This window comes from Sediminicola sp. 1XM1-17 (genome assembly GCF_037203765.1).
In the GTDB taxonomy this organism is placed as follows: Bacteria; Bacteroidota; Bacteroidia; order Flavobacteriales; family Flavobacteriaceae; genus Sediminicola.
On the sequence record NZ_JBBCAS010000006.1, the window covers coordinates 276,868 to 290,422 of the forward strand.

Here is a 13,555-nt window from a genome sequence, read left to right on the forward strand (position 1 = left end):
TCTTTTCAGAAGGCCTTTTTATGTTATAACGGTATATTCCCGTGCTTTCGATTGGGCAGTACCATCTCTTTATGTTCCAGCATGCTGAAACCTTTGATAAGTTTCCTTCTGGTATCCTTGGGCAATATTACCTCGTCTATAAATCCACGCTGTGCCGCACGGTAGGGGTTGGCAAATTTGTCGGCATATTCTGCCTCCTTTTCCAAAAGTTTTTTCCCTGGATCGTCCGAAGCAGAAATCTCTTTTCTAAAGATGATCTCACTGGCACCTTTGGCCCCCATCACCGCAATTTCTGCGCTTGGCCAAGCATAATTAAGATCGGCCCCAATATGTTTGGAGTTCATCACATCATAGGCACCACCATAGGCCTTACGGGTGATAACCGTAATCCTTGGAACGGTTGCCTCACTAAGGGCATACAACAGTTTTGCACCGTGTACGATGATACCGTTCCATTCCTGATCCGTTCCGGGTAAGAAACCGGGGACATCTACCAGGACCAACAGCGGAATATTGAAACAATCACAAAAACGAACAAAACGCGCTGCTTTTTTAGAGCTGTTCACGTCCAACACCCCTGCCAAGAACATAGGCTGGTTGGCTACAATACCAATACTTCTACCTCCCAATCTTGCAAATCCAACAATAATATTTTCTGCATAGTCCTTATGTATTTCGTAAAAACTATCGTCATCAATAATGCCCTTGATCACCTCGTGCATGTCGTAAGGTTTATTGGCGTTATCTGGAATAATATCGGATAGGTTATCCCTTACTTCGTCCCCTAATTCAAATGGAATTGTTGTTGGCGTCTCTTTGTTGCTCTGAGGCAAATATCCCAAAAGTGTTTTGATGTCCTCCAGGCATTGCACATCATTGGCCGAGGTAATATGCGCCACTCCGGATTTGGAGGAGTGTGTACTGGCACCTCCGAGTTCTTCAGAGGTTACCTCTTCATTGGTTACTGTCTTCACCACATTGGGACCGGTAACGAACATATAGCTGGTATCTTCCACCATCATCGTAAAATCGGTCATTGCGGGAGAATAAACGGCCCCGCCGGCACAGGGTCCCATAATGGCCGAAATTTGTGGGATAACCCCAGACGCCTGAACATTTCTATAAAAAATATCAGCATAGCCTCCAAGGGACCTTACCCCTTCCTGTATCCTTGCCCCGCCAGAGTCGTTCAACCCTACCAAAGGCGCTCCTACTTTTACCGCCAGGTCCATGATCTTGCAGATCTTTTCAGCATGGGTTTCTGAAAGTGCCCCGCCGAACACCGTAAAATCTTGGGCGAAAACATAGACCAATCGTCCATTGACGGTACCATACCCGGTAATTACACCATCACCGTAATACATTTCCTTTTCCATTTCAAAATCGGTGGTCCTGTGGGTCACCAGAATCCCTATTTCCTCAAAGGAGCCCTCATCCATCAAGTAATTGACCCGCTCACGGGCGGTCAGTTTTTTCTTTTGATGTTGTTTTTTGATCCTACTTTCACCTCCTCCCAAATGGGCCTTGGCAATTTTATCCTCTAGTTCTTTTATTTTGGAATCCATATGTTACTGAATTGGCAATCTTAGAATTTTTTGGTCTTTCAAGTACTGTTTTAAAGCGATCATGGCCGCTATTTTCGCTTCTTCTTCGTTTCTGCTCTTTAATGCTTCCGGAGAATAATAGTTCTTCACAAAATGTGTGTCAAAAGCACCCGATCGGAAGGCTTCATGTTCAAAAACGTACCTTCCAAATGCCAGCGTGGTCTCCACACCGGTGACTTGGTAAGCGTCAATGGCTGCGATCATCAATTGGATGGCCTCTTCCCTTGTTTTTCCATAGGTGATCAATTTGGCCAACATGGGGTCGTAATAGATGGGAATATCCATACCTTGTTCAAATCCATTGTCTACTCGTATGCCTTCGCCCTTTGGCAAAACATAGGTGTCCAAATGACCCACACTTGGTAAAAAATCGTTCAACGGATCTTCAGCATATACCCGTAATTCCAGGGCATGGCCTTTGATCTGAAGATCTTTTTGTGCCATTGGTAGCTTTTCGCCCCTGGCTACCCTGATCTGGAGTTCCACCAAATCTACTTCAGTGATCAGTTCCGTGACGGGATGTTCCACTTGTAGCCTGGTATTCATTTCCAGAAAGTAGAAGTTATGGTTTTCGTCCAACAGGAATTCCACCGTTCCGGCACCTACATAGTCGCAGGCTTGCGCCACTTTTACGGCAGCTTCGCCCATCTTTGTCCTTAACTCGGGAGAAAGGACGGAGGATGGGGCTTCTTCCACCACCTTTTGGTGTCTACGTTGGATACTGCACTCCCTTTCAAAAAGATGCAGGATATTCCCATGGGTATCCGCCATCACTTGGATTTCTATGTGTCTGGGGGAGGCTACGTACTTTTCAATAAACACGGAACCATCCCCAAAAGCCGAAGTCGCTTCGCTAATGGCCCTTTTCATCTGTGATTCCAGATCGATTTCTTTTTCTACGATCCGCATCCCTTTTCCTCCACCTCCTGCGGAAGCTTTGATCAATATGGGAAAACCAATTTTCTTCCCAATTTCCTTTGCCTTTTCAATATCGGTTATGGCCTTGTCAATTCCCGGAACCATGGGGATGCCGTAGTCTTTAACAGCGTCCTTGGCGGCCAGCTTACTGCCCATTATTTTTATGGCGTCCGACTTTGGACCGATAAAAATGAGGTTGTTTTTTTCCACTTCCTCGGCAAAGGCAGCGTTCTCACTGAGAAATCCATAGCCGGGATGAATTGCGTCTACCTGGAGCTCTTTGGCAACCTTTATGATCTTGGAGCCCAAAAGGTAGGATTCGTTGGAAGGTGCCTCCCCAATGCACACGGCCTCATCGGCAAATCTTACATGGGGAGCATTTCTGTCTATGGTAGAATAGATGGCCACCGTCTTGATGCCCATTTTCTGGGCAGTTTTCATAACCCTAATGGCAATTTCACCACGGTTGGCAATCAATATCTTTTTTATGTTCATCACTTATTCAAATTCAATTAATAACTGTCCCTTGTCAATAGCAGTTCCCTTGTTTATGGGTACCGACTTGATAACTCCCTCCCTAGGGGAGGTGATGATGTTTTCCATTTTCATGGCTTCCAAAATAAGTAAGGGCTCTCCTTCCTTTACCGATTGACCAGGGTTCACGTGTATGTCCAGTATCAATCCGGGCATTGGAGCTTTGATGGAATCGATCTGTTTGGAGGAACCCAGGGCAAAACCCATTTCCTTGATCAGTAGATCGAGGTCATCGGTAATCGATATTTCATAGGGTTTATTATTGATTTTGACCGTGTATTCCTTTTGGTTCAAATCGGATTTTATTACTTCCGCCTTAAAGGGTCTGTTGTCCTGCAGCACATGGTACTGCCCTGGTCCCATGGACAAAGTGTCCAATTGGTCCAATTCTGACCATGGAATGGTAAAGCTGTAGTTTTCATCTACAGTTACTTCAAATTTTTTATTCATCAAACTATGGGTTTAGAAATACCTAGCCCTAGGGATATTCATTGCGAATAGGAGGTAAGAGAGAATCCATATCTGCTCTTGCAAGGTCTAGATAACTTTAACAGCTTAAAGATATATTTAATTTTTAAGCTGATGAAAAAATACCCCGGTTGTGGGCGTTTTTGGCAAGGTAAGTCCTACTTGTAATTGTCGTTGGGGAGATTCAACATGGTATTATGGGTAGTCTTTATTTTTTCGGGGGTGAAGCCTGTCTTGTACATCACGAAGAGTACCAAATTGGTGAAGTTTACCCGCAAATATGAATTGTAGTCATATTTTCTGGCAGAGACCACAAGGTTGTTGTTGACTATTTTATAGGTGATCTTGTTCTTCTTGATCTTGTCCCAAAATTCAAAATCCTCCATGATGACCTGATCTTCATTAAAGCCGCCCAATTGTTCAAAGTTGGCCTTGGTGATAAAAAGGCATTGGTCCCCAGCTCCTGTGAAGAGTCCGTCCTTGGCGGTGAAAAATTCGTTTATTTTAAGCAGTGGCCCGCTCTTGTCGAACCTATATGAAAAAAGGCCTGCACCAAAACCGTCGCCAATGGTTTCAAAAATATTGGTTAAGAATCCAGTAGGGGGAATACTATCGGCATGTAGAAAGGCCAGAATACTGCCTTTGGCCATTTGGGCGCCCATGTTCATTTGTACGGCCCTTCCCTTTCCTGGGCATTTGACAATATGGAATGGCCCCGTGGTTGGTATTTGTTCCGTCCCATCCGTATTCCCGCCCGACAGTATAACCAATACCTCCACCTGTAAGGATGGGTGCTGCTTTAATTGTGCAGAGAGTATTTTGAAAAGACCTTCAATATTTTCTTTTTCGTTGTGTGCGGGAATAACAATACTTAACATACGCTTTATTCAAAAGGGTTGTACCTCCTAATTAAGTACGAAGGTACGAAGGTTAGGGTTCAGATTTTATGTCTTCAAATTAAAAAGAAATGTTTAATTTGAAAGCTATCCCAAGAAATAGTGACTAAAAGTAAAACCTATTTGCAAAAAGTTGCGTAACTATATTAGCAAACAGATACTATTACTTATGAAAGCACTCAGCATATTAGTACTTCTTTTTCTGCCTTTGATATCCTTTGAACATGGAAGTGATGTTGTTCTGGATGACCAAAAGATAGATTTCAATGCATTGTCGGAACAGTTTTTGACCAACATCAAAGAAGGGAAGGATACACAGGATCTTCAAAATGTGTTGGCCAATGCAAGTTTGGAGGAATTGGAATCAGGATTAGAGACCAACGATCAGAAAACAGCCTTTTGGCTGAATATCTACAATGCCTACATACAGGTCATTTTGGCCAAAAATCCTGAACTATATGAAGACCGCAGCAGTTTCTTTAAAAGGGAACAGATCAATATTGCGGGCAAAATGTTCTCTTTTGCAGATATTGAGCATGGGATGGTCCGAAAATCTCAATGGGAATACGGTTTGGGATACATAAGAAAATGGTTCCCTGGGAAATATGAACGTACCCTTAGGGTAGAAAAGAGGGACTATCGCATCCATTTTGCACTTAATTGTGGTGCCAAGGATTGTCCTCCTGTTGCCATTTACGAAGCGGATAGACTGGATGAACAACTGGCTAAGGGCACAAAACGGTTCCTGACCAAAACATCGGAATTTGATAGTGTTAAAAGAGAAGCTGCCGTGACCTCCCTGTTCAGTTGGTTCAGGGGCGATTTTGGTGGGAAAGGTGGTACAAAGGACATCCTTAAGAAAAACGGAATCATCAAAAGTACGGAAGGGGTGGATTTAGTTTATAAGAACTACGATTGGACCTTATATTTGGATAATTTTATAGAATTATAGGGAGGTTCCCACAAAAGTTTAAAACGATGATTTTTTAGTATCGATGGAGCAGCTTATTGGCTATAAAAAATATATCGTTTCAGTTTTTGTGCTTTTGGCCCTGGCAGCAGGATTCTCGTTAACCGGGCTTAAATTTTCTTTCGATCTTCAACCATTTTTTCCCGAGGGGGATGAGGAGCTGGAGTTATATCAGGATTTTGTCTCTGAATTTGGCACGGATGATAGTTACCTTTTTATCGCCATTGAAAGCGATAGCACTGTTTTCAATACGGGTTTTCTGGAACGGTTCCATCAGTTTTCCATGGATGCCAAGACCTTGCCCCATATACGGCGCAGCGAATCCCTGACCACCCTGTCCTATCCGCTAAAGACTTCTTTCGGATATACCGGTCTACCGATTATCCATAGGGAGGATACTACCGCCTACAAGGAGGATTGGAAACGGATCAGGGAAGAAAATATTTTTGTGAACTCTTTTATAGATACCAAAGCATCCTCTATGGTGGTAGTTTTGGAAACGGAAGAGCATCTGGACTACGGGCAGTCCAAAGAGTTGCTGGGGAGCATGGAACAACTACTGGAGTCCCATTCCCTGGAAAATTACCATGTTTTGGGAAGGGCGCCTTTTTACAAGGCGATTGTTGAACTGCAAAAAAGCGAACTTCTTTTTACCACCATAGCCTCCTCGGTACTGGTAATTTTATTGTTATTTCTGATCTATAGAAAGGCAGCCATTATAGGAATTGCTTTTGCGTCCATAGGTATATCACTTTTACTGTTTTTAGGGGTGGTTGTGGTTATGGGCAAGGAACTAACCGCCCTGTCTGCTTTTTATCCCATTCTTATCCTGATCGTTGGTGTTTCCGACGTCATCCATCTTATGGACAAATATCTCCAGGAATTGAATGCCGGCAAGAACAAGGTGTCTGCTATGCTCATTACCTTGAAAAGTGTAGGTGTGCCCACCTTTTTGACTTCCATGACCACCGCATTGGGTTTTTTGTCCCTATTGACCTCCAAATTGGAGGGCATTCGCGATTTTGGACTCATCTCGGCCATAGGGGTCATGGTGACCTTTGTAACCGTGATGCTGTTGGGCAGTGCTTTATTGGTACTGGTCCATAAACGATATTTGCTAAGGGAAAATGTGGGTTATTCTTGGAGCAGTGGGAAACTGTTGTGGATACAGAAATTCACCAAGAACCATGGCAGGGCCATTATGGTGGGCAGTCTCGTTTTTGGAATCATATGTCTTGTAGGGGTTTACAATATCAATACCAATTATAGGTTCTATAAAAGTCTTCCAAAGAACAGTAGCATAGCCTCAGATTTTGAATTTTTCCAAACCAATTATGCGGGTTCCAGACCTTTGGAGGTTGCCGTAATTGCCAAAAAAGGCCATACCGTTTCCGATTATGGGGTTTTGATGGAGATGGATAAATTGGAAGGTCGACTGCAACAAGAGGCGGCCATCAGGAGCGTACAATCGGTGACCACCTTCTATAAATTTGCCAATAAGGCCCATAATCTGAACCAAAGTTCCTATTACCGTTTGCCCGATACCCAAGAGGAATATGACCTTCTGGCAAGGGATGTACAGAAATTGAGCAGAAAGAGATATTCCAAATTTGTAAATCAAGATGGCTCCAAAGCCCGGATAACCGCTAGAGTCTTGGATGTGGGCTCGGATAGCTTGGTGAATATGTACAAGGATATCAACCGATTTATAGCAACGCAAACAGACTCGTCCCTAGTAGGGTTCACCCTAACAGGAAAAGGGTATCTGTTGGACACCAATGCCAATGATGTGCGCAATAATATTTTACAGGGATTGCTGGCCGCTATTTTTTTGGTTGGACTTTTGATGGCCTTTATTTTTAAGGATCTGAAATTGCTCTTCATTTCCATAGCTGTCAATATGTTTCCCTTATTGTTCTGCGGTGCCTTGCTGGGTTTTTTGGATATTCCCTTGGAGGCTACCATATCTATTGTATTTGCCCTGGTATTTGGGATTTCCGTGGATGATACCATCCATTTTTTGAGCAAGTACAGGATTTGCCTGGCGGAAGGATTGCCGAAGGAGCAGGCATTGGGCAAAACTTTTTCAGAAACCGGCAGGGCCTTGGTCATTACCACGGTGATTCTCTTTTTTGGTTTCGCAGTGATGTTGTTTTCCAATAACGAACCCAGTATGATCATTGGACTTTTGGCTGCCGTTACTTTGTTGAGTGCCCTGGTGTTTGATCTTTTACTGTTACCGGTACTGATCCGAAAATATTTGTAATGACGAGGGTAGGCGTGGACCTCCGTACTATTTTTTTAGTTTTTTTCCGCCGATGGGATCGGTGGGGAAACATTAAAAAATCCCCTTACCTCCTTAAACAACAAAAAAATATCATTCCGCTTGGCGGAAGGTAGGGAGGTCGGTACTAATAGATTTTACACAGTCTTACCAAAAAAATAAAGGATTGTTGAGGTGATCCAATTGGTTGATCTATCATCGGCCCAGATAAAGCCATTCCATGGCGGGGGTAAATTGTCTGCGCCAAAAGCGTTCGTTGTGTTCCCCTTCGGGATCGGAGACCCATTTTAGGTTTTTCTTCTTTTGGCCCGTTTCCAACATGAGTTGGTACATTTTTTTTGCAGGGGCTACCATTCCTTCTTCTTTTTCCCCAACCAATAAAAAGATCTTGGTGTTTCTGGGAAGCGGATGGTTTTGCGTGAAATTAAAAACCTCCTCGGCATACCAATATGAAGGAGAAAAAATGGCGGCCTTGCCATAAATTTCGGGATATTTAAAAAGGGCGTAATGGGAGATCAACCCACCCAAGGAACTGCCCATCAGGGCCGTATTCTTGCGATCGGGAAGAGTTCTGAAATTACGGTCTATAAAAGGTTTCAATTGATGGACCATAAAATCCACATAGGCCTCACCCTCTGCTCTGCCATATTTCTTGTTTTCCCAGGGGCTCAATTCATTGATCCTTTTCTCCTGCCCGTTATCTATCCCTACCACGATCATCTTGAGCTGTTCTTTGGCAGATAGGTTGTTTAGGCTCTCGTCTACTCCCCATTCGCCGGCATATGCCGTGGCATCATCAAAGAGATTCTGCCCGTCCTGCATGTAGAGGACAGGATAGGCGCGGTCCGACGCATAATATCCTGGGGGCAGGTATATCCTTATTTGTCTGGTGCGTTCCAATTTTGGTATTTCTAGGGTATGCTCCAAAACTATGGGATTGGCTTTCTCAGGACCTTGTAATATGCCTGTATGGGACGTTTTACAGGAAAAAAAACAAAGGGCCATGCCCAGGCACAGTATATACTTTATCATGGATAATGGTACTTGTAGTTTATTGGATTTCGCTGAAGTTTGTTGAGGTCTTTGGTTACCTGCAGGTCTCTGTTTATAATTTTGAAACATCTATTTTAAAAAGCTCGGCAGCATTTTTCCAAAGGATCAGTTCTTTTTTTTCTTCGGGAAGATCCAATTGTTTCATGAAATTAAGGTAGGATTTCATGTTTGAAATTGGCCAATCCGTGCCGTACAATAGGTACTTTGGATCCCCGGCGTAGGTAATCATTTCTTCCAGTTCTTTTTTCATGAACCTTTCAAACTTATCCGAAAAATTTCCTAGGACCAGCCCGGAAAAATCGGCATGTACGTGATTGTTCTTGTAGACCACTTCCATACAGTCCTTGATCCATGGGTTACCCACATGGCAGATAACTATTTTCATATCGGGGTTGTCCACCGCCACATCATCAATATGTAGGGGATGGGAGTACTTAACCCTTCCCGTTGGGGAATAGGTGTCTCCGGAATGGAACATAACCGGTACATCGAACTCCACCGCCATATCATACACTACTTTTAGCCTATTGTCATTGGGATAGAAGGGTTCGTATCCGGGATACAGTTTCAATCCTTTTATAAGACCTTGTTCCAAGAAATCACTGATTTCATAAAGATCCCTATGGTTGTAGTTTAAATAACTGATTCCTGCGACCACGCCCAGGTTTTTCCTGTCTGCAACGGCCTCCACAACCCTTTTGGTGCTGGGTCTGTGCTCGTTCACCTTATAGGAAGTGAGCACCAAAGAATAATCTACCTTGTTCTCCTCCATGGATTCCGTAAGTTTATTTAGGCATTCTTCCAAGGAAACTACACGGTCTTCATGGTAGTTGTTAATGTGGGTATGTACGTCGATGATCATAGATGAGATATTTGTTCACTTGTAAAAGTAAGGAAGCTTTTTTACAATTGAAACAGGAAACACTCCAGAGATTAGGGTTAAATCATCTTCATTGTTCTTTCATAGACCAATCCAGGGCCATCACAGTGGTTCCAAGTACTGGTAAGTACTTCCTTGGATTCCAAATACAATACTTCCTTTTGATTTCCCAGACAACTGCCAATAATTTCGCTATCCGTATGATGTGTTAACTCCAACCTAGTGCCTTCCTCCGATTTTATAACCGTAAATGTGCCTTTTGAATCTGTGACCGATCCCCCTTGTTTTCTGGATTTTAAGAATGTGCCATTACTTTTGAACAAATATGTTTCTTGCCATTGCATGGCTGGGCCTGTAGTTTCGGAATTGGGGGTATTCCCCGACATTTTTACCAAAACCCAACTTCCCTCATATTCTTGGTAAAGGGATTTATCCGAATCCTTGTTACAGGATGATAAGATAAAAAGGATACTGACGGCAAAAGAGAATAGTTTCATAAAAAGTGATTTTCCCTTAGGTGTACAAAAGTGTAAAACGTTGCGTAAGATTTCTATTTTTCAAAAACTAAGGTTTCTGCTGTCGCTCCAAGGTCCAGTAAAAGTTGGGTGATATTTTCAACAAAAACTTTGGGTCCGCAGAGATAAAAGTTCTGACTGAAATTGGCTATGTGTTTTATCAGGAAACTGCGGTCTATTCTAAGTCCACGAAATCCCACGACGTTTTCACGCGTAAAAATTTTTATAAAATCATTTTGGAGCATTTCCTGTAACTCCGTTTCCATAATTACATCTTCCGAAGTTTTATTGGAATAGATCAATTTATTGCCTTGAAGGTTCCTGTGCTTATGGAGTTCCCTGAAAATGGAAATAAACGGGGTTATTCCGGATCCACCGGCAATAAAAACGCCAGGTCCCCTGTAGGTAATGGCACCATATACATCGTGAAGTATGAGTTCTGCTCCGGCATTGATACTGCCCAACTTTTGGGTAACACCATGATGACCATCGTATATCTTTATCATAAATTCCAGATACGCTTGAGTCCTTAGGGAGGTGAAGGTGAATGGTCTCAATTGGTCTTTCCATTCGGGAAGGTTTATGGCAACATCTGTGGCCTGGCCAGGAATAAAATCATAGCCCGAAGGTTTTTCCACGACAAAACGTTTTACATCATGGGTGATGTAATGCGCTTCCAATATTTTAACGATATGCTGGCCCATTTTTGCTGGTTCTAAGTTGTTCAACATTGACCAGATTAAGATACTGAATTATTTGCTAGGATTTATCCCATGATTTTGGGTGACAATAACTACATGCCGTGGCCAGTCTTTGCCAAGGGCATTGTAAAATGAAACGCACAGCCTACATCGGGAACTCCCTCCACCCATATCTGACCGTTGTGATGATCTACAATTTTTTTACAGTGGGCAAGACCTATTCCGGTTCCCTCGTATTCCATTTTACTGTGGACCCTTTGGAAGATCAGGAATATTTTTTCCTCATTTTCTTTGAGGATACCAATGCCATTATCTTCTACTATGAACTCCACCTCATTGCTTTTTTTGACCGAACTGATTTTAATTATGGGGCTGGTATCTTTCTTGCGAAACTTAATGGCGTTGGATATCAGGTTTTGGAAGAGCAATCGCAGTTCCGTTTCATAACCAGATACACTTGGCAATTGTGCCAAGTTAAAAGTTGCCTGTGTGCGTTCTATACTATCGGCCAGGTCGTTCTGTACTTCCATGACAAGGGCATGGCAATCTACCTTGGTTTTTACTTTTTCTACCCCAATATCATTATAGGTCATGAGATTACGGACCATTTCCCGCATCCGTGTGGAGGAATTTATGATGGTATTTAGGTATTTTTGGGCCCTCTCATCCAATTGGCCACCATATCTAAGAAGCAGTAAATCGGAGAAGTTGCTGATGGAAATGAGTGGCTCTTGCAGATCATGGGCAGCAATATGTGTAAACAATTCCAAGTCCTTGTTCTTTCTTTCCAGTTCCTGGTTGAACATATATAATTCCCGAGTCCTGACCTCGATCATGTCCTCCAAGATCCTGACCTTCTGCTCTGCGGTTTCCAGCTTTTTTTTATATCTCTCCAATTCTGTCATTCTGCAAATTTTAAGTGATAATTACAGAATTCGTTTCCATCCTTGATGTATTTGTTCTGTTGTTGTTCAATGGCAATGTTGAAATGATCCGCTACCCCATTGATGAGCCCTTCCATGAGGGCATACATTTTTCTTTTGCTATAATAGGTTATTATCAATTCCTTAGCATTGGGCTCTGCATATTGAAACATTGGTAGTTGGGTCCCATTATAGAGTTTTCTTACTTCCACATGGATCACATTGTCCACCGTAAGTAGGAATTGTTTAGGATGTTCATAATTGGCAACAAAATAGGGATGCCTTTCTGCCAATTTGCCAAATGTAAAATGTCCCAACCGTTTTAGGAATTCGTCTGAGTGCAGTTCCACCTTTTCTGAGGCAATCCGTACTATTTCCAATAGATCCCCGTCAGGATAGGTGCCCGGGCCTACAAAAGGGTCTTTGGTAATAAGCTTGCAATCCTCCATAATGGTTTCCAAGGTATCATCGCCGTAATGTGTAGTAATAAATTGTTCTGCAATATTAAATATGATTCCCTTCACGTGGTCCGTTTCATTTTTAGGTTGTGGGGTCTAACTAAGTCATTAATATATGAAAACGCAAGACTTTGTATGGATATTTTAGGAAGTACCGTATAAAGTAATCAAAATTAAATAATTGAAGGTTAGGTTTGCCTTAAATACGCTCCGCATCACCTGGGATTCCTTTAAAATGCATAAGCAGGAAACCTCCAGAAAAGATATTATATAGACCAATTTTGGAAGAATAAAGATTTATATAGGGGCTCAGTGAGCCTCAAAGGTTTGGAAAATTGCTTTGAAAGGTCGGGCTAGGGGGTGAGTGCGTATTGCTTGCGTAATGATTGGTAAGGCTAATTAAAAAGGATCGGCTTTGCCCGAGCCAAAGTCAAATTAATTTATTCACCGTTGCCCTCCGTAGTGCTTTTCATTATTGCACCATTGGCGCTAGCATGTAGATTATGATTTCGTTGTGACGACATCTGCGAGAGCGGTGGGAGGGTTGGAGCGCTGGCTCGTAGACTATTACACTTATGAAATCAGGCCGTTTGGTGGTTTCTATTATTGTTTTTTGCATGATGCCACAATGAATTATAGCCAATGTTGTTTGTAGTTTTTACTCGGTTATCCTATTTTTCAAATCCATTCGCTCGTGTATAATTCTTATGATTTCAATTTTATCACTGGATATTTGCTGATAAAATATTATATGCTTTCCAGATTTTAGTCCTAGTAAGTTTTTGCTTATTTCGTCATATTCTATTCCAATATCAGGACTTTCTCCAATTCCATTACAAACCATTTTAACAGTTGCATAATATTTGTCGGCTTGCTTTTCAGACCATTTTTCGAAGGTGTAGTCCCAAATTTTATTTAAGTCGTTAATGGCTTCTTGTCTCAGTATAACTTTAGCCATTCTTTCTTTTTTCTGCTTTTAGTCTTTTCAGATTTTCATCAAAGTCAAAGTCTTCAACTAAAGGACTGTTCAATCCTTCTTGTATAGCATTTCTCAATGCGATTACCTTACTTTCTTCATTCTCCAACATTCTAAGTCCAGCTCTTATAACTTCGCTAACATTTTTGTATCGACCAGTAGAAACCTGAGTTTGTACAAACTGGTCAAAGTAATTTCCAAGTGATATAGATGTATTTTTCATTATTTTACTTTTAATCAAATTTACCAAAAATTGGTAAAAAATCCAAAATCAGCTCGATTTTCAAATTACACCCAGCGGTCTCGTATAACCGTCAGTTACGGGCTAAATATACCTTTATTTTTGGTTTGGCGCCTGCGTTAGCAATTCCGAGT

14 protein-coding genes are annotated in these 13,555 nt (G+C 42.1%); 2 read left to right on the forward strand and 12 right to left on the reverse strand.

The genetic code is table 11. From position 1 onward, the window contains the following. Positions 1 to 23: 23 nt before the first annotated feature. The 4 genes from WAA86_RS11140 to WAA86_RS11155 all read right to left on the reverse strand — a co-directional run bounded on the left by WAA86_RS11140 (position 24) and on the right by WAA86_RS11155 (position 4,402). A complete protein-coding gene (locus WAA86_RS11140; RefSeq protein ID WP_337301084.1) occupies positions 24 to 1,565 on the reverse strand; it encodes an acyl-CoA carboxylase subunit beta in 1,542 nt (513 codons plus the stop codon). Positions 1,566 to 1,568: 3 nt separating this feature from the next. Further along, positions 1,569 to 3,011, reverse strand: a complete 1,443-nt coding sequence (accC, locus tag WAA86_RS11145; protein WP_337301101.1) for an acetyl-CoA carboxylase biotin carboxylase subunit — start codon at positions 3,009 to 3,011, stop codon at positions 1,569 to 1,571. Positions 3,012 to 3,020: 9 nt separating this feature from the next. Next, positions 3,021 to 3,506, reverse strand: a complete 486-nt coding sequence (locus WAA86_RS11150) for an acetyl-CoA carboxylase biotin carboxyl carrier protein subunit (protein WP_337301085.1) — start codon at positions 3,504 to 3,506, stop codon at positions 3,021 to 3,023. 176 nt (positions 3,507 to 3,682) lie between these two features. Continuing rightward, positions 3,683 to 4,402: a TIGR04283 family arsenosugar biosynthesis glycosyltransferase gene (locus WAA86_RS11155; protein WP_337301086.1), complete on the reverse strand. Its 720-nt coding sequence runs from the start codon at positions 4,400 to 4,402 to the stop codon at positions 3,683 to 3,685. A gap of 187 nt (positions 4,403 to 4,589) precedes the next feature. On the opposite strand from WAA86_RS11155, the gene WAA86_RS11160 reads away from it, so the two are divergent. Both WAA86_RS11160 and WAA86_RS11165 read left to right on the forward strand, forming a co-directional pair. Next, on the forward strand, positions 4,590 to 5,372 hold the full coding sequence (locus WAA86_RS11160; RefSeq protein ID WP_337301087.1) for a DUF547 domain-containing protein: 783 nt from the start codon (positions 4,590 to 4,592) through the stop codon (positions 5,370 to 5,372). 43 nt (positions 5,373 to 5,415) lie between these two features. Further along, positions 5,416 to 7,656: an efflux RND transporter permease subunit gene (locus WAA86_RS11165; RefSeq protein WP_337301088.1), complete on the forward strand. Its 2,241-nt coding sequence runs from the start codon at positions 5,416 to 5,418 to the stop codon at positions 7,654 to 7,656. 213 nt (positions 7,657 to 7,869) lie between these two features. On the opposite strand, the gene WAA86_RS11170 is transcribed toward WAA86_RS11165, so the two are convergent. The 8 genes from WAA86_RS11170 to WAA86_RS11205 all read right to left on the reverse strand — a co-directional run bounded on the left by WAA86_RS11170 (position 7,870) and on the right by WAA86_RS11205 (position 13,403). Continuing rightward, positions 7,870 to 8,706 carry an alpha/beta hydrolase gene (locus tag WAA86_RS11170; protein WP_337301089.1) on the reverse strand — a complete coding sequence of 279 codons (837 nt, stop codon included), beginning with the start codon at positions 8,704 to 8,706 and terminating at the stop codon, positions 7,870 to 7,872. A gap of 73 nt (positions 8,707 to 8,779) precedes the next feature. Continuing rightward, positions 8,780 to 9,589, reverse strand: a complete 810-nt coding sequence (locus WAA86_RS11175; RefSeq protein WP_337301090.1) for an amidohydrolase family protein — start codon at positions 9,587 to 9,589, stop codon at positions 8,780 to 8,782. 77 nt (positions 9,590 to 9,666) lie between these two features. Continuing rightward, positions 9,667 to 10,104 carry a hypothetical protein gene (locus WAA86_RS11180; protein WP_337301091.1) on the reverse strand — a complete coding sequence of 146 codons (438 nt, stop codon included), beginning with the start codon at positions 10,102 to 10,104 and terminating at the stop codon, positions 9,667 to 9,669. Between the two features lie 53 nt (positions 10,105 to 10,157). Then, on the reverse strand, positions 10,158 to 10,853 hold the full coding sequence (locus WAA86_RS11185) for an FAD-binding oxidoreductase (protein ID WP_337301092.1): 696 nt from the start codon (positions 10,851 to 10,853) through the stop codon (positions 10,158 to 10,160). 62 nt (positions 10,854 to 10,915) lie between these two features. Continuing rightward, a complete protein-coding gene (locus tag WAA86_RS11190) occupies positions 10,916 to 11,728 on the reverse strand; it encodes a sensor histidine kinase (RefSeq protein ID WP_337301093.1) in 813 nt (270 codons plus the stop codon). Next, positions 11,725 to 12,270 (reverse strand): heme NO-binding domain-containing protein, encoded by a 546-nt coding sequence (locus WAA86_RS11195; protein ID WP_337301094.1) that lies wholly within the window; start codon positions 12,268 to 12,270, stop codon positions 11,725 to 11,727. Before WAA86_RS11195 ends, WAA86_RS11190 begins: the two co-directional genes overlap by 4 nt. 592 nt (positions 12,271 to 12,862) lie before the next feature. Then, positions 12,863 to 13,162, reverse strand: coding sequence for a type II toxin-antitoxin system RelE/ParE family toxin (locus tag WAA86_RS11200; protein ID WP_337301095.1), 300 nt, complete (start codon positions 13,160 to 13,162; stop codon positions 12,863 to 12,865). Beyond that, the gene (locus tag WAA86_RS11205; RefSeq protein WP_337301096.1) at positions 13,155 to 13,403 is read right to left on the reverse strand and encodes a type II toxin-antitoxin system ParD family antitoxin; all 249 of its coding nucleotides are present in this window, start codon (positions 13,401 to 13,403) and stop codon (positions 13,155 to 13,157) included. The genes WAA86_RS11200 and WAA86_RS11205 overlap by 8 nt, the downstream gene beginning before the upstream one ends. Between the last annotated feature and the right edge of the window lie 152 nt (positions 13,404 to 13,555).